This is a genomic window from Pedobacter folensis (assembly GCF_056490665.1).
The window spans coordinates 1,174,310-1,196,919 of the sequence record NZ_JBWJIF010000003.1 but is presented as its reverse complement, the minus strand read 5'-3'; the positions used below and the strand labels follow the sequence as shown (position 1 = coordinate 1,196,919).

Here is a 22,610-nt window from a genome sequence, read left to right as displayed (position 1 = left end):
TTAATTACTTACTGTTATTCTTTTACGGTATGAAGAGTGATTTTCTTTAATGGTTGCGATTCCTCTTTCAGTTTCTTTTTTCACACGAATTAATGAACCTTCGTCATCGTATTCGTAAAATGTTGCAAAAGCATTTTCATCAAGTTCTGCCATTAGCTTGTAATTCTTCTCATTATACACATAGGTTTTCATATGTGCATCATTAGGGTGGATACGGATATCATCCAAATAAACCACAGTACCACTAGTTGGATAGATGTTTACATCAAAGCGGTTATTGCCAGAGCTAGAGGGAAGATCGAAGGTGCCCACAACCTGTTTCCAACCTTCTACCGCTGCTTTAAAGGTAAGGTATACGGGGGTGGATGCATTGGCATTGCCCACATTTACTGCTACCCTAATATCTCTATCCAGTGGTTGATTATCCTTGATCCAAAATGAGATAAGATAGGGATTGCCCGGTTTTGGCTCGAAACCACGGGGGTAAAGGCCGATAGTAGGCATTAAGCTAAACTCGTATTTGCTGGTTTTTGTCAGGTAGGGCTTATTAACATCTTTTTGTTCGGTGAAATGTTTTTTGGTTGATAACCGTATGCCGGTATTTGGCAACCGTAGAGAATAATTACCAGAGTGTGCCTCAGAAGATACCCTAAATGTATTGTCACCAGGATAAGCAACAAAAGGCTGCCCATTTATTAAAGTAAGCTCTTTTGTCGCGCTCGTGTCGGGCACACTGTTCATTCTTGAAACATCCTCAAAACTATTTGAGTAAATTTGTCTACGCATAGCATTAGAAGCGACCGCCGAAGGTAATTGCCCTGCAAAATCGAAACTGGCGGCACTGTATCTTCTTAGTGCGTCTTGATTTTCTGCTTCCTGTCCGTATTTATCGTATTGTTTAATGGTATTGGTACTCACCCATTTTGTAGCAGATGTATTGGTAACCCAATCGCCATATTGAACAACCCAATAGGACTTAAAAAAGTTTAAATAACCCGAGTTTGATACATTTATACCTTTTTTGCCTGGTGTTAAAATATTATCATAGGTCCTGTTTTCCTGATAAACGTTTTGTTGATATGGTCGCCAATTCCCTTTCATTCCATGAACAAAAGGATTGAAATAAGTTTCATAAGTAAAACGCCAGGTTTTAACATAATCAATGGTTCTAAAGGTTTGAAAATCCAATTGATTTGAAATCAATTGAGAAGTACTAAAAATGGTATTTATTCCTGTAGACCCTGAAGCATTTTTTAATTGCAACCCTGTATTATTATAAATTTCTACAGCCATTGCTCCCGGGTTATTACTCCAATTAGAATATCCATTGTAGATATTATACCCCTCTACCTCTATTTTATGTGTACCTTCCGGAATATAAACAGGGTAAATCGTCCAAAATTGAAGGTTATTATCCAAACTAGGAATCTCACTCTGACCATCAATTTTAATCTTCAGTTTATCATCTCCGGCAAAACCTATATAATAATATTTACTTTCCGGAGCATAGAATGTAGCTTCAAAACCTAATGGTTCTTCATCACTATAATTCACTTCATTATTACTATTAACCGAAGAGAGAGAAGGTGCCTTTGGCCAAATCCCAGTATTTATCAAACGTGAATTTAGATAAGCGCTACTAAAAGACACATAATTATTACAGACATTATTTATCATTAATGGATTTTCGCCAACGCCTTCCTCCGGACAAATACTATATATACGACTTCCTGAGGCTCCATAATAACTCTGATAACCACTAAATTTATATGTAAACGGATAATTAGCATCAACATATTCCTTTCTTTCAGTAGCCTGGCCGGTTCCATCTACAGGCCATTCATCACTGTAAACCGTTGATGAGGCATTGATTACTTTTAGTGCTGAAAGCTCATTTGATGAAGCAATAGAGAGTACACCATTTTGAATTGGGTTATTTAAACATACAATATTTTGTGCACTGGCATCTAAAATATTTCGGAAACCTGAGCGTACCACTTTGAAGCTGTGATTTAAATCACCTGCTGCAATTGATGATAATCTTGCTCCTTTTTTATCTACAAGGATTTTGCTCGGCTCAGCCCAGAAATGTAATGGGCTTCCATCTATATTAACTGCCGGTCTACTATCTACAGCCCAATAATGCAGGCCTGTGCCAAGATTTACCAGTTCATCTCCCTGGGTTAATAAATAGCCATGCGGGCTAACTTCAAAATTGTTATTCAGTGTTACATTTTGCAGTAACATCCCAATATTTTGATAAGCACCTCCCATTCGACGATATGGCCAATAGGCGGGTAGGTTTACGGTATAATAACTCTTGTTAAATTCGTTCTGTGTTTTGGTAACCAATGGCGCCCCTGTAACACCATCATAGGCTACATTTTCTACTGTAATTGAAGAGCCGTTCTCCTTTTTCGTAACTTTTGATAGTATGCCATTGGTTTGTATAACCTTTACGGCACATGCAGATCGGAATAATTTATATTCGTTGTTTGCATTTACCGGAAAATGTGGAAGGGGGATTATTACGAAAGTGTAATGCATTATATCTGCACCGATACCAACTGATGTACCAGAATTTATACTCTCCTGCTCTCTAAAGTCGGTAAAAAATTCGATGTCCCTGCCAACCACAGCATCAACTACATCCCCATTAGGTTTTACAACTTTAACTGCATTGTTAAGTTTTAAAGTTTTTTCTTTTTCATTATCTACCTGGTAGCGGTACTCGCTAGAAGAAATTTCTGCCGATGAAGCATTAAATACCCGATCTGCACTGGGCTTGCCATGCATATCATTTAACTCAATGCTATATCCTTGAGACATGGTTTGCTCCTCGATACTTTCTGTTTGAAACCACGAGTATTGAGTTTTTGGCTTAGAATTTTGGGATTCGATAGGCAGAACGGTAACCCTGACAGGAAAATCTTTAGCGGTGTAAAATTCGTGTACGGTATAGCCTGTTCCCGGAATATTGGGCTGCGTTCCTGTACCTTCCAAATCCTTTACAACAATTCTGCTATAACCAACGCTTGGTGCGGGGTATAGTGATTCGCCAAAAGGCGTTTCCAGCTCAAAAAAGTTATTTACGGCGCCTTTTATTTTTTGAATATAGGGTATAGGTTGTTTTAATGCATTCTCATCATTTCCAACGGAAGGCTCATAAGTTGCTACCCCACTGCTAATAACACGCCCATCATCGCCTTTCGTGGTATACTCATATCTTTGCCCATATGTACCTTTTGGGGCTGTTCCACCAGTAAATGTATCCCAGTCATCCTCGATCTGAATCTGTTTCACCCTAGCACCACCACCTATTTTAGTTACACTTGCTTTGGAGATTCTGGCAAAACTTTGCGCCGGATAAAAATTTTCACAAAAACCTTTTCCTCCTCCTCTTTCTGCCCTGCTGTAAAAGCCTTGCCATAATTCACTTAAATTTCTTGTAGCACTCGAAATGGCTTTCCATACTGCTGCAATACCGGGATTCCCGTTACCTATCCTATTTTCATATCCTGGATAAGCATATTTAGGATATTCATTTTTCAGTTTTTGCCACGCTGCAAAACGGATTGGATTGGTAGTTACTTCATCTTCCGTAACGTCTTCAAGCTCAACAGTAGCACGGTTATTTGAAACATTTACGTGCTTTACCTTTGCATATGCCGATACAAAATCATTATCATTTCCTTCACTAGGTGCATTTGAAGTACTCATTTTAATGGCCGATTTGGTATATATATAATCTGAACCGTTTAGATATACTCTTTTAAACCAACCCGTTACATCCCCTGCATCAGCTTCAGGAGGAATTGAATCGATGTCCAGCACAATTGAATTGTTCCTATTGGTTATATTTTTCCCGGCAACAAAATCAAAAGGCACCATAACTGCAGCCTTTTTATCCTGAACATAGGCATAATCATCAGCTTCATAGGTTACGTTAATCTTTCCTCCTGAAGGTAATTCAATTTTATTTAAATGCCATAAAGCCGCTGCCTGATCGGCTCTACCTCTGTTTTGATCCGTATAAGGATATTGTTCGTTGTTTAATGAGCCGTAGTTATTAGCTGGATTTTTATATACACCCCATCGGTCTACCATTTGAGCTCCATAGCCTACATTCGATTCATAATGAAAAAAATAGGGATGATTAGCACCTTTATGTGTAGAACCGTATTCGAACCATACCTGCTCTAAGGTAAGTTTTCCTCCCCCTTCAGCAGTATTTGGTACGCCCGGACAAAGACTGTAGTTATATTTAAATCTTACTACTTTAATGGGCTTATCCATATTGGCTTTACTATACAACCGTATTTCCCTTAAACATTTCTGTCTTATAGATGGATCTTTAGCTCCATCTACATTCAGAACACCTAATGCATCCTTTCTATCCTCGGTTATAAAATAGGCTATCTTTGTTTTTGATTCGATAGAATGAACATAGTATATTTCCTTCTCTCCATAAATAATACTCCCTTTATCGTCTTTAGGATCGGCAAGTAAGCCTCTATTTAAAGCAGCTTCAGGATTGCTGCCTAAATTATATGGGGTACGCCATTTATAGGAATCAATTTTAGAATAATTAAATTTAATGGCTGTACCAATATCGTCAGGAGTAATGCCATTCCCTTCTTTATCAACATAATCAGGTGAGAGTATGCCGGTTAATAGATAACTACTCGCGTAACCGGGTTGTTTATCCCAATGAAAATAGTTATCGGTGCCATTAACCCCAGATGTATTAACATTATATAAATTACTAGAAGAAACCCGCCCATTTGTATTGTTTACAGCATTATCAACAGCAAAGGTAATTTCTTCCTGTCGTTTATTATAAACAGGCAAACCATATACGCTTCGTTGTCCTTGCTCATTTAAAACAGTTATTTCAGAAATATGGTGTGCCTTTCTGAATTCGTTATTTATCCGGCTACTAGAATCGGGGATGACATTTAAATTCGGATAAAATGTCCCAAAATTATTAAACGGGTAATTTTTTATTTTTTTGTCTAACCCGGCCTTACTTGCTTCTGCAGCTGTAAGGTAACTTATTGCGGTGCTTTGTTCTTGTCTCTTATTTTTCTCGATCCGGTCGTTTACCTGGTAGATGTTACTGGAAATAGAATTGCTTGTTTTAAATGCTGCATTTGCAGTTTTTCCTGAGGTATTTATCATTAATGGTTCTGTACCATGAATTTTATCATGCATGGTTACATCTTCAATATTCTTTTCATCAGGTTTACGAAAAAACACATGTTGTTTTTGCGGTTCGTTGATGTCTTGATCTTGAAAATCACCTTTATTGGTGTATAAATTATCCCGGGTCCATTTCCCTGTAGTGTTGGTTGCAGATTGTTTAAAATAGGTAACCCCAACATGTGTATTGGTAAAACCAAAGCCCAAATCAATACCTGCTGAAGTATTTTTTGAGCCATCAACCGCCTGATTATCGTAAAAGATACCTGATCCACCTCTGTATAACCTAAATTGACCCGAGCCTACCTGGCTATTGAACGTAAAAATATCGGGCGTTGCAACAGGCAAAGCTAGGTTTGGTAATTCTGGGATGATAGGGTTTTCTTTCTCCCTGATAAAATCGTGCAACGCGTTTACATCGTTTTTTCCTCTTTCTGAGTACAAAAAGCCATATTCTCGATTTTTCGCATGATGATTTGCAACCCATAGTTTTTTCCAATAACCTGTAGCACCACCACCCCAAAAGATAGGCCCCTCTGCTGCACCAGCATCTATGCTAAATGAATAATTTTCAGAGGCGTAAGCTTTTTGCACTTTAGGCTGTATAGGTTCTGTATTGTAAGAAACCGATCCATTAAAAATATCTAAACCAGCTGCATTTGCGCCAAAATTGAATGCTTTTAAACCCGCCCTACTATTATAACCTAAGCTGGAAGTGAGACCAGAGTACATGGCTTGTTTTTCATCTCTATTATTAGCAATTGCGGCAGAGATATATGGTGAAACGTCTACTCCTGAAGCAGTATTTGATAGGACTCCAAGCCCTAATTTAGAGGTAAGCAAACCACTACTTCCAAATGAATACGATATACCTGCATTGGCTCCAATCTCTGCTCCCATACCTGTATAATTATCACTAAAAATACCAAAAGTAAATGAGCCACTAATTTTAAGTTTTTTACCAACAAGGTCTTTTACGTCAGAGGCTAAGCGGTTTACATACTTGCCCCTTACTTCCATCTTTCCTGTTAGCCTTCCTCCAACGGTAATTCTATCTCTATTCTGCTGCTCAGTTAGAAGTGTATCTCCATTAAAATCATCGGGTATACCTCTTAATTGCCTATTAATGGAACCCACGTTCAAATTCCAGCCTAAGCCAACCCAGCTGGCCTCATCATCCATACTTACGCCCGATTGATAATTTAAATTAACAGGATAACCATCGATATCCATTAAAGGGATATTGTATTTAAAATCTCCGCTAAAAACATCAACCATATCAGAAACACCAGCTGGTTGAAAAGATTGACTTTCTGGCTGTGATGGCCCTGATGTTAAAGCATAAGCAGAAAATGGTTCAATTAAATTTAAAACCCAAACGGCCAATAAAACCCTGGCAATTTTTTTTGTATTACTCCTAAATCTATTATTCATTCTACTTTATCCTCAATTGATAGGTTTTTCCATTAATATTTTTTGCATTAAAAACAAATGCGCCTACCGTTTCGGCTATTTCTGCCTTATCAAACAGTACAACATATTCAAAGCAGTTTTTTATTCCGCTGGCTACCGGAATAACGCCTACAGGAAACACTTTTTGAAGACCTTTTAGTTTGTAAAAACTACTATCCTGACTGTAATCCATTACTTCCGTTAATTTTTTAACACCCGGCTCGCTCAGTTTCATCTGATTAAAAATCCGTATCTGATAGGCTATTTTTGTTGAATCATCTACAGCATCCTCTTGCTTTACCTGTATCATTAAATCTTTATCCTGCTGTTTAACTGAAGTAGTTTTTCTTTTGCAGGCAGATAAAGCAAGTGTAAGCAGTACTATAAAATATATTTTTCTCATTCTATTCTACATTCTTATAAATAAATCTTAAACTTTTTGGGGTACCATCTGGTAAGTACGCAGTCATTACATATGAATAACCTTCTTTAAATGAAAAATTACGACTGAGATCTATGTTAACTTTGTTCTGGCCTTTTTTCAGTTTAATCGTTGGTAAGCTTCTTATTTTTGATTTGGGATCAGTAGTACATACAATATTAAAACGCAATTTTTGTTCACTATAAGAGTTCATTATAGAGAAGCGAATAAAACCTTCGGCTATGTAAAAATTACCCTTAACCAAATCCTCTATATCTCTATACCCATAATCAGTTGGAATAACGGCGCTAATCGTATCCTGACAGTTTACCTCGAACGACCAGACATCTGATCGATTGATGATGGTTTGATCGCGGTAGGCGCTTACCTGCCAGGCATATTTTTTACCCGCCACCAGCTCCTTTGAATTGGGTGGGTAAACCAATAGATTGGCCACCACCTCTTTCTGATTCACAATTGGCAGGTTATAGTTCAGGGCTTCAACAGCATTCTGTTTATCTTTAATTTCGACCAGCATCACCTGATAGCGCAGACCATCTACTTTTGGCATAGAAGGTTGCCAGGTAAGCAGAGGCCGTTTTTCGCAAATTTCGTCCTGATCGTAGGGTTCAATCAGATCTAAAGGTGCTGGTGGGGTAATCTCATTATTAAAGGTTTGATCAATAATGATCTCCTCGCTTGAGGAGGCCGAATAAATATTAAATGAGTATTCGTAATCACCCTGTGGAAAGTATTGGTTTCGCCTGATAAAATTCGCTGTTGCGTTTTGTGCCATGGCTACACTGGCAGTGCGGGCTACTCCTGTTGGAATAGGATTATTTCCTGGCATAATCGTAAAAGTACCTGTTTGTATAGTGGCAATTTTTCCTGCACGGGCTTCGCTTACGGTGATGTTCATTCTAACCGATTTCGCGCCTGAAGCATTGAATATCGATGCCCTGAAAAGCCCGTTCAATGTAGTACCATACACTTCAGGGACAAACACAATACTGGTTTGAGCTGAGGCAGCTGCGCTTATGGAAATAAAAAAAAATAATAATCTTAATTTAAGCTTGCTCATTGTTTGTCGAGATAATAGTGTATAGATATTTCTCCCCTATTGGTAGAGAAAAGATCAGGATAAGTTGGGGTAATCAGGTTTTTGCGGATATCTACATATGCCGAGATATCAAAATGTTTTTTCAGCATGAACTGGATACTTTGTTTAATGCCGGCCTGACGGGCAAGATGCTGATTATCGAGATAACTCAATCCGCTCGACATTGAAACGCCTCTGAATAATTGATATTGAAGCGAAGCATCTGAATTAAGCATATTGCCCAATATGGTATTGGCATTCAGTTCACGGTTGTAAAAAAGGTTTCCGGAAAGTGAAAAATCTTTAAATACGACCGTTTGTACATAATTTAGCTGCAAGAGACTAGAATTACCCAGTGATAAAGGATTAGCAATTTCCTGCTGCGCCACACTCACATGGCTAAAACCGCGCTGCCCAAAAAGTTTATAATTCGAATTGAGATCGAGTTGAAGTTTTTTAGAGGCATAAACCGGAGTGTTGCCCTGCGATACCTTATCAACGCCATTATCAATATATTTTAAACCCAAATTGGCCGACCTGGAAATGCGGAATCTCGAATCGATCTGAATGTTGTGGTTGCTCCAATGCGAATTGTCGCTAGCACTAATCGGCATATTCTTAAAATCAGAACGTAGCGAAAGTGTCATTTTGTTGTGAAAAAAATCTTTGCGGATATTGCCACCAAACCTTAAATTCAGGTTACCAATACCTTGTTGCCCTGGATTTTGAAAACCAGAACCTGCATAATTTACAAATACAGAACTCCTTAACCCAAGTTTTTTATTATCTACTGAATGGTTTAGCCCAACCGACATGGTTTGAAGAAAATCATCTCTAAAGTAGTTGCCATTGGTATTTCTATCAATCATTAATTGATCGGGGCCAAATGCAGCAAGTTCTTTGTACTGTGTTGACGATTTAGATACATCAAAGGTAAGTGTGCCAGCCTTGCTGAAATTAAAAGCCTGGCTAAGCGTAAATACCATATTGTTTCTGGGCAGCGCATTTTGTGCTTGTGCCATGCTACCATTAAATTGCCTGTCGTATGTACCCACCCAAGAAAGTTTACCTGAGCCAAATGAAAAATTTGTGGTAGGCACACTTAAATAACTGTACAGTTTTGGAATGGAGAAAGTAGAGGCATTAAAGCCCACATCTTTAGTTGAATTAAGATCACGGTTAGTACTAAGCCCCACGTTTACAGGCCCTCTTGGCGTTCTTAAAGAAAAGTTGAAACCATTTAAAAATAGATCACGATTAAGGAAACTCCCCGGTAGCTGATGCCCAAAATTACCGGCCTGAAACTCACGAAACCGGGCATAACTTTTTTGTAAAAAGCCCATATCTTTTCCTTTAGCAAGTTCTGACACAAAGAAATTTTCAAGTTCTCTTTGCGAGATTTTTCCTTGGGCTACTTTTTCCAGTAAATCAAGTCTTTCAGGGTCAAGGCCGCTCTCATTTAGTGATTGCTGTACTTTTTGAATTTCGGCAAATAACTCCTGCTTTTTGGCATTTAAGAGATTATTGAGCGAGTCTTGTCCGTGCTGATTGAGCTGCCTTCCCTGATTTTGGGCCTGCGCTTTAATTTCATTTGTAAATTCATTAAGTTTCCCTTTAAGCTCCAGTTCATCCATTTTAAGCATGCTCCTTAAATTTTGTGGATTGTTTAAATAGGCCTGAAGTTTTGGTGAACCGGACAGGTTAACATTCTTTGCAATCTTATCCTGTATCTTCTTTCGGAGAAAAGACTCAGCGGTTTGCCCACTTAATATATTCTTGCGCAAGTTCCGGTATTTGTCTATGTCGGCCTTAAAAAACTGGTTAAAACTCGGTTTGGGTAAATTGAACTTAAAAAGATTGCCCTGATCGAACCTAAAATCTCTCATGGCCGTGTAAGCATTGGCCAATGAAAGATCAATTGGAATGTTATATATTTTCAGTTGACCGGAAAAGGTTACATTATTTAACAGGTTTTTACCATTTGCCGGATCCTGTGTTTTGATGTATTGCGTTGCATTTTCTACAGAAACATCACTAAACTGTATTTTAGCACCTTTTTTGAGTGTGTCTTTTTTTAAGAGCTTTGCAATATCAGATTGTTTCACGCGTTCATCCGCTTGCGTCAATATCGTTTTTTTGGTAGCCTGTATTTTACCCATTGCCACCGAGTCGAGCTTAGAGAATTTCTTCTGTGCTGATTTCAAACTATCTGTTATCAGTTCTTTTGTTTTAATATATTTATTAGAAACAGCAGCAGATTGTACTTTCACATTTTTTTTCAAACTATCTTTGTTTAACAATTCTGTGGTAGCTGATTGCCCGGTTTGCAAGCCTACTTGTAAGTTTAACGAGTTTTTGGTCGCCTGGATTTTTTGTTTAGCCAGCGAATCAAGCTTTGAAAGCTTCTTTTTCCCCGATTTCAGACTATCGATAGCAGCCTGCCCCGTTGGAGGAAGTTGTGCAAATAGCTGCACAGCATGCAGGCAAAAAAATATCAGCACAATAGCTGTTATTACGGCTTTGTTCATATATTAAATTTAGCATAGCACTTTATCAAAGGCTTTCTCCGGCATGTAGGGCAAGATGGAATAGACATTAATAAAAGCGTTATTTAGTTTGGTTTATGAGCTTGAGAACTCAATTTCGAATATCCTTAAAAAAACAGCGTCAAAAAAGCCGGCAAAGCTCCGTTTCCACAAACAGTACATTTCTAATGACGAAAGTGACTGAATGTTTGATGAAACCGCCAATATTCCATTCGGATATTTTGGAGAGCTGGCTTAATTTGCTGGTAATCGGGCTTATATAATAGCTGTTTAAACTTCATAATCATCGTTTTTTTTATTGCTTCCTTATTTTTTTTACAGATCCAATCCTAATCATGGATTTTCGGAATACCCGATTTTTAAAGTCATTAAGATTAGCCTGTTGCTTTTTTAATATTTTAATTTCTTTATCCTGCGCAATTAAATGGAGTGTAAGCTCTTCAATCTTTTTGAGCAATATTTTATTTAGCTCCCCTAACGCTATTCCATTATTTGCAGCCTCTTTGGCTGATGGAACTTCAGGCAAGTGGTTGTGTTTTTTAATGAATGCTTCTAGTTCTGGTAAGGGAAGGTTTTTGTAATTATCTTCAAATACATAATCAGGAATTTGTTGTCCATTCACCCGGATTTCATTTGCTTTAATACGCCCGTTCACAGTGAGTTTATCTTCGGGATTATAAGTACCGATGCCCACATTCCCCACAGGATCAATAACCATTCTAACCATTGGCTGGGCACCATTAGAAGTAGCAAAAAAAAGCCTGGCACGGGCATCATGAGTAGCATCTTCGGCAAGCTGGGCACCTATATAAGCCATACCTTTATTAAATTGTGCATTTTTGGCAACCCAGGTTATACTTCCGGCGGAGCTTCCGCTTAGGGTTGAGTTATTGCTGAGTATCAGATGTGATTGGCTATTTATTTCGGTATTTGGGTTCAAAATTTCAAAAACCTTGTTGTTCCCACCATGAAAGTAGCTTTGGGGGGTTGTTATATTCAAACCAAGATTACCAGAAGGAATATCCATCGCCAAAAAATAAGTACCAGAAAGCGGTCCACCAAGATAAATTCTCTTGGTAGAAGTGGCGTTGTAAACCGAAGAAGCATTATAACCACCAACAAAAATTGCTTCCGGATCCCAGCCTGCATAGGTACCGATAAGCTGATGCACAAAATCCCCTTGCCTACTGGTCAGCACATTATCGTATGCATCTTTTATGGTCACCCCTGTTGTAACGATCGGAGCCTGCGCACGCAATTGCCATGCGCCGGTAAGGGTAATTAACATATAAATTAGATACTTCTTCATTTTCTTTTAGATTGGCCTGCTAATATTTGTTTAACCTGTGTTTGTAACACCGAAAGCATTTCCTGTTGATCGGTAGTATTCTTTTTTAGTACATTAATATCTGCCTGTTGTGCATCTAAAATTTTATTCTTTTCAATCAGATGTAGCGTGAGTTCTTCGATCTTTTTGAGTAAAATTTTGTTCATCTTTCCCAGTTCAATTCCATTCTTTTCTGCTTCTTTGGCCGAGGGCACCTCAGGCAGGTGTTTGTACACTTGTATAAATTTTTCAAGCTCAGGTAAGGGCAACAGCTCATATTTTGGCGCAAAAACATAATCGGGCATTGCCTCAACATCAACCCTGATGGCTCTCGCCCTGATATTTCCGTTTACTGTAAGTTTATCAGAGGGCAGATCAGTCCCTATACCCACGTTTCCATCCATCACGTTCAGGTTGCCCACGTAAGTATGGGCATTGTCTCTTATCATATTATAGATAGTCACTATTGCACCGTTATCATTCAAGTTGTCGTCACTAATCGAACCGAGTTCCAATGCGCCTGCTAAAAGATTACTCACTTTAAAAACTCCCAAATCTGCACCTATTGCTGCTTTTACCCATATCTGGCTTTCTCCTCCAAAATTTAATAGTGCAAACTGTGGTTGCAGCCATGCTGCATAACCCATACTATGATGCTCCTGAATAGAAAAATTCTGTGAATTGATAAACTGGATCCTACCCGATACCAATGAAGGCTTATGTGCTGTGGTATGTTTATAGGTGTACTCAAATTCGCTGTGCAAACCACCAACTTTAGCCACCAGATACCATTTTCCATCGGCAGGTAAACTGAACTGCTGCGCAGATAAGTTCATACCGCTAAAGAGCACCAAGGTTAAAATGTATAAATGTTTCATTTGACCTTTCCTTTAAGTTCTGCTATTTCCTTTTGCTGCCTGGCCAATACTTCGGCCTGCTCGTTCATCTTTCGCTCGTGTTCGATCAGGTGCAGTGTGAGCTCTTCAATTTTCTTAAGTAGCAGTTTGTTCATCTCTCCAACAGCCATTCCATCACGTTCGAATTCTTTAGCAGAAGGTACTTCAGGAAGATGTTTGTTCAAACGGATGTATTTTTCAACTTCAGCGAGTGAAAGTTTATGATAGCTTTCTTCAAAAACATAATCAGGTGCTCCCTGGCCATCAACCCTAATTTCCCGGGCTTTGACCGTTCCGTTTACCGTTAATTTTTCAGAAGGATTAGAAATATTGATGCCAACATTGCCTGTACCATCAATCACGATATCATCCCCGTAAAACCAGTTAAGTCCATTGCCATATTTGTCAAAAAGCCGCCGGGTACCCAAAATCATCTTCCCGGCAGCGTTGCTGTTCTGCAGGTTTCCTGCGACAGTAATAATCCTTCCCTGGCCATAAAAATTTGAGCCGTCACTATTTGCAGGGATTACAAATTCTATCTGGGCGCCTTTGTCCGAAAATCTTCCTCCTGTTGCTGCCTGAACGATCAGACCGCTCCCTCCGAATGTAGGATTAGACCCATTTAGTGCCGTGCCATCATAATTCAAATGAAGTTTCCCTTCAGGAAGAGCAGTTCCGATCCCAATTTTTCCACTGCTCGAAACCGCGAGTCCATTATCATAAAAATCATTACCAAAATAAGCAACGCCTCCTGCTGAGGTAATGAGTGCCGTACCATTATGGTCTTCACCAGTTACCGTTAGTTTTCCACCCCAGAGATCAAATTTTTGTCTCGGATTAGCTGTTCCAAGGCCTAAAAAGCCGTTCGATGTAATACGGGCGGCCTCCCGGTTGGCCTGATCAAAAGGACTGGTATGTAAAGCCAAGCCAACACTACGATTAAACCCTAAACCCGGATCTTCACTTACGGCGTAAATACCCACACTTTTTTCTGGTGTTAGCTGATCAGCATCATTCCTTCCATAAAGCTGTATCCCCCATTTATATCCTGCGCCATTCGTTCCTCCTGGATTGGCACCGGTATAAGGTGTTTGGATAAGTAATAAATTATCGACGGTTGAGCCAGATGCATTGGCATCCGTAAAAGCGTCCATTTTCCGAATATGCAGTTTAGCAAAGGGGGTAGGCGTACCAACACCTATGCTACCGTCAAAATAGCCCTGTCCATCTGCCCTTACACTAAAAAGACGGTTACCAGCTGTTATGCCATCAAAATAAAAATTCTGAGCACCGTTTGGATTATCAGTTAAAGCCCTGAAAATGCCGGCCCCATAACCATATGTACTTCCCAATTGATGACCTGTAAAAAAAGACTGTCCGATAGAGGTTTGAATGTTTAAATTCCCCGAACTGAGTACACCATTACTTTCGGTAAGTATTCTTAACCAGGGTTGTTGAGGATTACCATTGGTTTTCCTCAGATAGAAATTCTGATCAAAAAAACTCCCAGCCATCTGCATGGCATAATTATTAACCTCATTGGAATGTCTCACATCAAGCAAATGCCACCAATTGGCTGCGCCAGAAGGATAATTTATAGGTGCTACAGTTTCAAAAAAGCCCGAAACTGCACCGGCATTACCCTGTAGGCCCGCATCGTTACGTACACCTGTTTGCGCCAGCACACTCTTTACGCCGAGTAAAAAGAAAATTATAAGATAGCTTAACCTAATGCTCATTTTTAATTAATTTTTAACAATTTTTCTATTTTTTCCAAGCGCTCAGCCTGGCTTTTCAATTCTTTTTCCTTTTCAATTAAATGCAGGGTGAGTTCTTCTATCTTTTTCAGCAACAGCTTATTCATCTCTCCAACAGCCATTCCATCACGTTCGAATTCTTTTGCAGAAGGTACTTCAGGAAGGTGTTTGTTCAAACGGATGTATTTTTCAACTTCAGCGAGTGAAAGTTTATGATAAGTTTCTTCAAAAACATAATCGGGTGCTCCCTGGCCATCAACCCGAATTTCCCGGGCTTTGACTGTTCCATTTACCGTTAATTTTTCTGTTGGATTATTCATGCCAATCCCTACATTACCTGCATTATTCCAAATGCCACCAGGAAGCCTGATGTTGGCCGGTCCAAAACCGCCATCGTAACCCAGTTCAATTGCGCCATTACCAGCACGAATAAAATCTACTCTTGATCCCGAATCATGAAAACCGATAGTAGAATAATCTAAACCATTAAGCAGCATAGTGGTTTTACCGGCCCAATCGCTAATTATCGGAGAGGAATTTTCGAGAATATTCCCAAGGCTCAAATATCCATCTGTATTGTGAATAACGCTATTGACTCCCAAAACCATTGCACCACCAAGCACATGTAGCTTCGCACCTGCATATGCTGTACCAGTTCCAATCCCAATATTTCCATCAGGGCTAATGGAAAGCCCATTAGAGAATTGATTATTGGAATAAAGGGCCAAACCGTTATATGAGGTAATCAGTGCCGTACCGTTATGGTCGTCTCCTGTTATAGAAACCCTACCTCCCCATATGTCGAGCTTTTCCCGCGGGATTACACTCCCTATGCCGATATAGCCGTTTTGGCTCATCACCATATTGGGCGTATTGCCCATTTGTTTCGATAGAAAACCAAGTGAGCGGGAATTTCCTTCCAACTGGAGTGAAAACTTCTCCTCACCCCAGGCACCCACATTAAGCCCTGATTCAGATTCGTTCTGTGCAAATACTATGGCATTCCTTGCACCTGAACCGAACGTCCAAGCATCGTTATTCTGCTGGAAACGTCCTGTCAACATAAAAGTAGTGCGGCCAAAATCTGTCGCATTATTAGTCAGTGTAAACAGGGTGGAGGCATCGAACCAAGAATCTCCCTTTACCTGAAAATGACCAGCAGGGTTTAAAGTATTTACTCCCGCAGGGCCAGAGCCTGGAAAAGTATTCTGCGCATATGCCTGGTGTGAAAAGGCAACCATTAGCATAAAAATTGAAACTATGTGAGATGTGAATTTCATTTCTTAAAGGATTTTAATGTTTTCTCTAGTTCAGCGATCTTTAAACGCTGGGCATCTAATAAGTCTCCTTGTTTTTCATTTAGCTTGTGCTCTTCCATGATATACAAGGTGAGTTCTTCAATTTTTTTAAGCAGCATTTTATTCATTTCACCCAATTCCAGCCCATTCTTTTCAGCTTCAATAGCACTCGGTATTTCGGGCAGGTGTTTGTTCTTTTTAATATAACTTTCCAACTCATTCAACGTTGCAGCCTTATAACCCTCTTCAAAAACGTAGTCGGGCACATCGCTGGCATCTACCCTGATCTCTCTGGCCTTAATTTTTCCGTTTACGGTTAGTTTTTCAGTCGGATTGACAAGGCCAATGCCCAAATTGCCTGAGTAAGCATTGAGCCAGCTGTCATTATTACCCATCAAACGGGTATTCTCGCGGCCATCTGCATAATATAATTTTAGCATAGCCCCTATACCAGTCCCCCCACCCAGCAGGGCAATATCTAATCCTCCCTGGGCACCGATAGACATGTACCGTGCTACATCAAGTGGATAGTTTGGACTTGTTGTACCTATACCAAGCTTACCCTGTGAGATAAAGTGTGTGCCTTCCCCCGTAACCATGAGGTTGCTCGTAGAAGTTAGTGGATTATCTGATAAAACCGGGACTGAAAAATCTTCAATATGTACCGATGCTGGTGCTGTATTAATTTTAATTTGATTCTGTGAAGTAAGGTCTTCGACCCTGTCCTGCTGATAAGTAATTTTTACTCTGTACCTTGCATAATTTCTTACATCAACATAAATGGGAAATGCCTTATTAACGTAACCGCTATAACTGGTCTGCAAATCATAAGGGGTGCCTAAAGTTACCTTTGCGAACTGTTCTTGTCCACCAGTTTCGACCAGATTTAATTTAGTTTGGCCTGAATTGATTCCTGTACCAGCGCCGTTATTGATGATATATTTTTGGTAACCTGTAGTGTAAGACTGCTGAAAAAGCTCGACAATAATTATCCCACCTAACTGCCAGTGATAAGAATTAAAACCGACTATGGCTACTTCATATCTCAATGCCTGCGGCAGATTGTTAGTATTGAGGTCATTAATCACTGAAGATTTTAAACCATTTTGATCGGAGTGAACCTGTGCATTTACTTTAATACAAGAAATAAATGTAAAAGCCACACAACAGATGGCTATAGCAATAATATTAATTTTCATTCCGTTTTCTTTTCGCTATAATTTATTCTCTTAAAAAATCCAGCATGCCATATCACTTGATCAGCCAAACAATGTCCTTTTCAACGGGCGACAATCAATCTGTAGGCATTTAGTTTGTTTGTGGAGCTTGAGAACTCCGAATCGAAGATGAAGGAAAAAAAAGAGATTTTATAGCGCCAAACCCTTACATTACACGTAAGTGGTACTATAATACCATGAATTGGATAAAATGTAGGATGAAACTTCTTTTTTTGTCAATCGTACCTTACAGATTCTTATATTTGAACTTTAAAGTGCTCTCTATATGAAATTTAACTGTATTGCGGTCGATGACGATCCCGCAAACCTGGAACTACTTTGTGATTATCTCACCACGCTTGACGATTATGAACTTCTAGAATGCTTTACCGATCCCATTAAAGCAATGAACCGTATTACTGCAGGAGATAACCTTGATATTGTTTTCATGGATATCGAAATGCCAGGCCTGTCAGGAATAGACTTGGCCAAGATTATACGCAATAAAACAAGAAATCTTATTTTTACGACTGCGCATTCTAAATATGCAATAGATGCATTTGAAATTGAGGCTGATGCTTTTCTTTTAAAACCCTATTCTCTGGGCCATTTTGCAAGAGTACTCCATAAATTACAAAGCCGACGGATACTTGCGAAGCCGGATCAGGAAAAGAGCAACGACCAATATTTCTTCATCAAGAGCAAAAATGACAAGTCGAAACTTGTAAAGATTAGATTTGATGAAATCATAGCCATTGAGAGTATCCAAAATTACATTTCTATATATACCACACAAAAAACTGTAGTTGCCCATATTACACTCACAAAAATCAAAGAAATACTCAGGGATAATAACTCCTTTATTCAGATCCATAGATCTTTTATCATTTCTAGAAATTATTTAGAGGAAATAGAGAATAATCTGGTCAGGATGAAAAACGATTTATTATTAACCATTGGAGAAAACTATAAAGATGAGCTCATTGGTTTTGTAAAAACAAGAACAATTAGAACAGGCAGGAATTAGAATAATAGGTTGTTTGGGTATTTGGGCAAAAGAAAAGTAAATTGGACTATCCATAGTATGCAAGGTAAAATTGTCTTCCGTTTGTGGATGTAAGTGACAATACCAGTGAATAAAATTGTGTAGTATATTAAACTGGAACGTACCTTATATCCCGTTTTTTACCAGATCAGTCAGCTATCTTGTATTTGGCGTATAAAGAAGGGTTAACCCCATATTTTTTCTTGAACTCCTGACTAAAGTGTTTCCTGTTGTTAAAACCACTCATGAAAGTGATTTCGTTAATATTGAAAGATGTTTCTTTGAGTAATTGTGCTGCCCGTTTCAACCTTACTTCTTTAATTAAATCTGCTACCGCATAATTGGTGAGCTGCTGAACTTTTTTATAAAGTACTGATCTGCTCATCCCCATTTCATCAACCAGGTTTTGTACGTCGAAACTGGCATCAGGCACTCTTTCTTCTACAATTGTCATCAGCTTTGCGATGAATTTTTCTTCAGGGCTAACCGCGTTGGCGGGGATTGGTGATATCAATATGGTTTTACAGAACTTCGCCCTGACAATCTCTTGTCCCCTGAGCAGGTTGCGGATATTCAGCTGTAACAATTGCGGACTAAAGGGTTTAGAGAGATAAGCGTCTGCACCAATACCCAATCCTTCCAACTGATGTTCAACCGAAGCTTTCGCGGTAAGCAAAATAAAAGGGATATGATTAGTCGCCTCTGCAGATTTCACTTTTTGACAAAGCTGGATTCCATCTAAAACCGGCATCATAATATCGCTTACGATCAGATCGGGGATTTCATTTTCTAAAAAATCCAATGCAACCTGGCCGTTTTCACAGCCAACTAACTGATATCCAAAGGACAGATGATCCATAATAAGGTTTTTAACATCTAAATTATCCTCTACAACCATAACTTTGTATTTCCTGCCGTCTCCGCTTTCGGGTACAGCAAAGAGCTGGTTCAGGTTTTCTGGCATGTTCACCTGATGCGGATGGGGATACGGAACTGCGGTTTGTGAAAGGATTTCGGCAGGTGAAAGATGTGCATCACCTTTCTGAAGGGATACGGTAAAACAGGTTTTATTTTTTTTAGGCGATTGTTCGCTTGTTACCCCTATTTTTCCTTTGTGGAGTTCAATAATGTTTTTGGCCATCGCCAGCCCTATTCCTGTCCCCATCTGGGCGATACCCTTTTGGTCTAGCTGAACAAAACTTTCGAATATCTTTTCTCTAAAATCCTCCTCAATGCCGCAGCCGTTATCAGTCACTGTGATATCAACCCAATTCCTATCTGAATCAGAATCGGCCATGCTTAATGAGATATCTCCACCATCGGGACTAAACTTGAATGCATTGGCCAATAAATTGAAGATCACCTTTTCAAGTTGGTTGCCATCGAAATAAATAAAGAGTGGTTCTCTCGGAGCTGAAAATGTAAATGTAATGTTCCTGTGCGTTGCCAGACTTTCAAAAGACTGATAAATCCGGTGACAAAATGGTACCAGATCTTCCAGGCTACAGTAAATTCTAAGGTGCCCTTCTTCCGCTTTTCGAAAATCCAAAAGCTCGTTAACCAATTTCATTAACCGGTCGGCGTTGGTCTTGATTAACCGCAGCGTTTTGGAAAAATCACCCTCTTTACTTTCCTGTATCAATTTTTCAACAGGCCCAATTATTAAGGTTAATGGTGTGCGGATTTCATGAGAAATATTGGTAAAGAAGTTGAGCTTCATATCATAAAGCTCATTGAGTTTTTCGTTATGTGCATGCTCAAGGTAAAGATCGCGTTTTAGCTTTTGCCTGGCGCTGATAAACCTAAAGATGATGTAACAGGTTATTACAAGGAGTATCAAGTAAATGAGGTATGCCCACCAGCTGAGCCACAATGGAGGCCGGATATGGATATGGAGTGACCGGTACTTCTCGCCAGAACCATTCCCGTAATTGGCGACTTTCACTTTAAAAACATAATGTCCTGGCGGCAGATTGGTAAAGTTAACAACTCGTTGGTCGCCTATAACCTGCCAGTTATTGTTTTCCCCATCGCCTTCCATTTTATAGGCATAGCTGTTATTGTAAGGATTAATGTAATTAAGCGCAGCAAATTTTATCCCGAGTGAAGATTGATTGTGGTTCAGTTCTAAATCTTGTATGGTTTCGACAGAGGAGTTAAATATGGAATCTTTATTGCCGGGTTTCAATGGTATATTATTTACTGATAGCTCAGTAATCACCAGCGGTGGTGGAATTGTGTTTTTAGTGATTTGGTTAGGATGAAAAATGGTTAATCCGTTAATGCCTCCAAAAATTAACTGGCCATCTTTTAGTTTAACAACAGCCTGGTTCGAGAACTGATTGCTGATCAACCCATCGTTAGTGGTATAAGCGGTAATGTCGAGGTTTTCCTTTTTAAAAGGTAGGTTGAATTTTTTGAACTTTATTTCCGAAAGGCCCCGGTCTGTACTCACCCAAAGATTGTGCTGGTCGTCTTCAGTTATGGCATGTATAAGGTTATCATTAAGGCCTTGCCTTACATCAATTACGTAAAACCTTTGGCTACTTTGATCGAAATAATGAAGCCCCCCATCTTCTGCACCTACCCATAGCCTGTTTTTTGAATCTTTGAATAACGATAATACGTTGCTTTTATTAAGCTGAAATTTCCTGTCTCCTATTTTTTGGTAAATGGCCAATATCTTATCCTGCCGGGTATCGTAAAGGTTTAGGCCGTTTTGTGTGCCAATCCACAAGCGGTCCGGAGCAGTTTTCAGTAAGGCAGTAATGTAATTATCAGATAAACCAATTTTGCTTTTTCGCAAGGTATCTGTTTTAGCAGGCTTATTGAGGAGCAATTGGGATCTCCCATCGGGCAATAAATAACGCAATCCGCCTCCGTTTGTGCCTACCCAGGCGCCCTCTCCATCCGATAGTAAACAGGAAATGAGCGTTTCGCTTAATTTACTTTGCGGGGAGCTAAACCTCAAATATTGGAAAACTTTGCGCTTTTTATTGAATAACCCCAGTCCGTTCAAGGTACCTACCCACAAGTTTCCTTTGTGATCGTCGGCTAAAGATTTTACCCCCGTAAACGACTGGGTATTGTTTTGCATCGGGATGTTATAGCTTTCACTCTGGGCTGGGCTAAGCCAGATCCGGTTCAATCCACCGGCAGTACCTACCCAAAGGGAATTATCGGCATCTGCTGAGAGGGCAGTTACCAGCACATGATTTAATCCAGGCGATTCGCCTACCCGCTCCCCAATGTTCCGGAAGTTGGCGTTACCTGCATAATAGAAATTAAGCCCGCCGGCAAAGGTTCCTACCCATATACAGTTGTTCTTATCTTTTAAAAGGCTCCATACCGAGTTATCGTTCAGGCTTTTACTATTAAGGGGATTGTGCTTATAATTGGCAAATTTCTGGGTGTTTTTATCCAGAACGCTAATTCCATCGCGGGTTGCAAACCAAACCTGGTTATTATTGAACAAAATATCTTTAACCCAGTTTGATGCTATTGGACTAACAGCATCCCGGTAGCTGTAGTTTTTGATGGTATTTTGTTGTACCGAATAACGGAATACCCCTGAAATTTCAGTACCCAAATAAATGTCCTGGTTACTATCCTGCCTGATGACTAGAATCCGGTTATTGGCAAAATCTGCAAATTTTGAGAAGGGAGCTGGTAATGTAACCAATTTATGGCTACTGGCGTTAAACCTAATCAGCCCAGCCTGTGTACCCGCCCATATATTATTTTCATGATCAGCTAGCAGCGCAAAAACCGGATTTTCTTTCAGAAAGGTATTCGATTGTTCGGTACGAATGTCTTCAAGCTTGAGCGTTTTTTTGTTTAACTTTTTGAGACCTCCGAAAGTGCCTACCCAAATGTTTTTATGCTTGTCTTCGGTAATAGACGAGATATAGTTTCTTCCGCCTTTTATATCACGAAGATCAATACGTGTAAATGTACCACGTGTACAATTATAGCGATTTAACCCATTCGAAGTACCCACCCAAAGCTGGCCGGCGCTATCCTGAAAAATAACGTTTATCTTTTTATTGCTTATGGTTGTGCTGTCATTAGTTATCGGCTGGTAAGCTTTAAATTCATATCCGTCATATCTGATTAGCCCTTTCTGCGTGGCCAGCCATATAAAGCCTACCCTATCCTGAACGATGCCAGAGATCTGGCTTTGAACCAGGCCATCCCGGTTAGTAAAATGTTTAAAGCTGGGCGATTGGGCCCGCAGGAAATTACAAGCCAGGGATAGAAATGCAACAAATAAATACTTACAAATATTCATAACCAGTGCTACTGCTATCTAATTTACAAAATAGCTTCCCAAATTTTCTTTATAACTTA

General features: G+C 39.4%; 11 protein-coding genes. 1 reads left to right on the top strand and 10 read right to left on the bottom strand.

Annotated elements, in window-relative coordinates:
• From AC04QZ_RS19690 to AC04QZ_RS19650, 9 genes are all read right to left on the bottom strand, one after another.
• Positions 1–6,636 carry a carbohydrate binding domain-containing protein gene (locus AC04QZ_RS19690; RefSeq protein WP_478359144.1) on the bottom strand — a complete coding sequence of 2,212 codons (6,636 nt, stop codon included), beginning with the start codon at positions 6,634–6,636 and terminating at the stop codon, positions 1–3.
• Between the two features lies 1 nt (position 6,637).
• Positions 6,638–7,057 (bottom strand): hypothetical protein, encoded by a 420-nt coding sequence (locus AC04QZ_RS19685; protein ID WP_478359143.1) that lies wholly within the window; start codon positions 7,055–7,057, stop codon positions 6,638–6,640.
• A gap of 1 nt (position 7,058) precedes the next feature.
• On the bottom strand, positions 7,059–8,156 hold the full coding sequence (locus AC04QZ_RS19680) for a DUF928 domain-containing protein (RefSeq protein ID WP_478359142.1): 1,098 nt from the start codon (positions 8,154–8,156) through the stop codon (positions 7,059–7,061).
• Positions 8,153–10,702, bottom strand: coding sequence for a TonB-dependent receptor (locus AC04QZ_RS19675; RefSeq protein ID WP_478359141.1), 2,550 nt, complete (start codon positions 10,700–10,702; stop codon positions 8,153–8,155). Before AC04QZ_RS19675 ends, AC04QZ_RS19680 begins: the two co-directional genes overlap by 4 nt.
• 313 nt (positions 10,703–11,015) lie before the next feature.
• A complete protein-coding gene (locus AC04QZ_RS19670; RefSeq protein ID WP_478359140.1) occupies positions 11,016–12,029 on the bottom strand; it encodes a hypothetical protein in 1,014 nt (337 codons plus the stop codon).
• The gene (locus AC04QZ_RS19665; protein ID WP_478359139.1) at positions 12,026–12,925 is read right to left on the bottom strand and encodes a hypothetical protein; all 900 of its coding nucleotides are present in this window, start codon (positions 12,923–12,925) and stop codon (positions 12,026–12,028) included. The genes AC04QZ_RS19670 and AC04QZ_RS19665 overlap by 4 nt, the downstream gene beginning before the upstream one ends.
• Entirely contained in the window at positions 12,922–14,682 is a 1,761-nt protein-coding gene (locus AC04QZ_RS19660) for a hypothetical protein (RefSeq protein WP_478359138.1), read from the bottom strand. Before AC04QZ_RS19660 ends, AC04QZ_RS19665 begins: the two co-directional genes overlap by 4 nt.
• A 2-nt stretch (positions 14,683–14,684) precedes the next feature.
• A complete protein-coding gene (locus tag AC04QZ_RS19655; protein ID WP_478359137.1) occupies positions 14,685–15,980 on the bottom strand; it encodes a hypothetical protein in 1,296 nt (431 codons plus the stop codon).
• Positions 15,977–17,197: a hypothetical protein gene (locus tag AC04QZ_RS19650; RefSeq protein ID WP_478359136.1), complete on the bottom strand. Its 1,221-nt coding sequence runs from the start codon at positions 17,195–17,197 to the stop codon at positions 15,977–15,979. The genes AC04QZ_RS19655 and AC04QZ_RS19650 overlap by 4 nt, the downstream gene beginning before the upstream one ends.
• Before the next feature lie 304 nt (positions 17,198–17,501).
• Here AC04QZ_RS19650 and AC04QZ_RS19645 point away from each other — a divergent pair, with 304 nt between their 5' ends.
• Entirely contained in the window at positions 17,502–18,242 is a 741-nt protein-coding gene (locus AC04QZ_RS19645) for a LytR/AlgR family response regulator transcription factor (protein ID WP_478359135.1), read from the top strand.
• A 166-nt stretch (positions 18,243–18,408) separates the two neighbouring features.
• Here AC04QZ_RS19645 and AC04QZ_RS19640 read toward each other — a convergent pair whose 3' ends face one another.
• The gene (locus AC04QZ_RS19640; protein WP_478359134.1) at positions 18,409–22,551 is read right to left on the bottom strand and encodes a hybrid sensor histidine kinase/response regulator transcription factor; all 4,143 of its coding nucleotides are present in this window, start codon (positions 22,549–22,551) and stop codon (positions 18,409–18,411) included.
• Positions 22,552–22,610: the final 59 nt, after the last annotated feature.

Excerpts from the sequence above, each read along its gene's own strand:
- AC04QZ_RS19690 (WP_478359144.1), bottom strand. The coding sequence starts at position 6,636 with ATGAATAATAGATTTAGGAGTAATACAAAAAAAATTGCCAGGGTTTTA.
- AC04QZ_RS19685 (WP_478359143.1), bottom strand. The coding sequence starts at position 7,057 with ATGAGAAAAATATATTTTATAGTACTGCTTACACTTGCTTTATCTGCC.
- AC04QZ_RS19680 (WP_478359142.1), bottom strand. The coding sequence starts at position 8,156 with ATGAGCAAGCTTAAATTAAGATTATTATTTTTTTTTATTTCCATAAGC.
- AC04QZ_RS19675 (WP_478359141.1), bottom strand. The coding sequence starts at position 10,702 with ATGAACAAAGCCGTAATAACAGCTATTGTGCTGATATTTTTTTGCCTG.
- AC04QZ_RS19670 (WP_478359140.1), bottom strand. The coding sequence starts at position 12,029 with ATGAAGAAGTATCTAATTTATATGTTAATTACCCTTACCGGCGCATGG.
- AC04QZ_RS19665 (WP_478359139.1), bottom strand. The coding sequence starts at position 12,925 with ATGAAACATTTATACATTTTAACCTTGGTGCTCTTTAGCGGTATGAAC.
- AC04QZ_RS19660 (WP_478359138.1), bottom strand. The coding sequence starts at position 14,682 with ATGAGCATTAGGTTAAGCTATCTTATAATTTTCTTTTTACTCGGCGTA.
- AC04QZ_RS19655 (WP_478359137.1), bottom strand. The coding sequence starts at position 15,980 with ATGAAATTCACATCTCACATAGTTTCAATTTTTATGCTAATGGTTGCC.
- AC04QZ_RS19650 (WP_478359136.1), bottom strand. The coding sequence starts at position 17,197 with ATGAAAATTAATATTATTGCTATAGCCATCTGTTGTGTGGCTTTTACA.
- AC04QZ_RS19645 (WP_478359135.1), top strand. The coding sequence starts at position 17,502 with ATGAAATTTAACTGTATTGCGGTCGATGACGATCCCGCAAACCTGGAA.
- AC04QZ_RS19640 (WP_478359134.1), bottom strand. The coding sequence starts at position 22,551 with ATGAATATTTGTAAGTATTTATTTGTTGCATTTCTATCCCTGGCTTGT.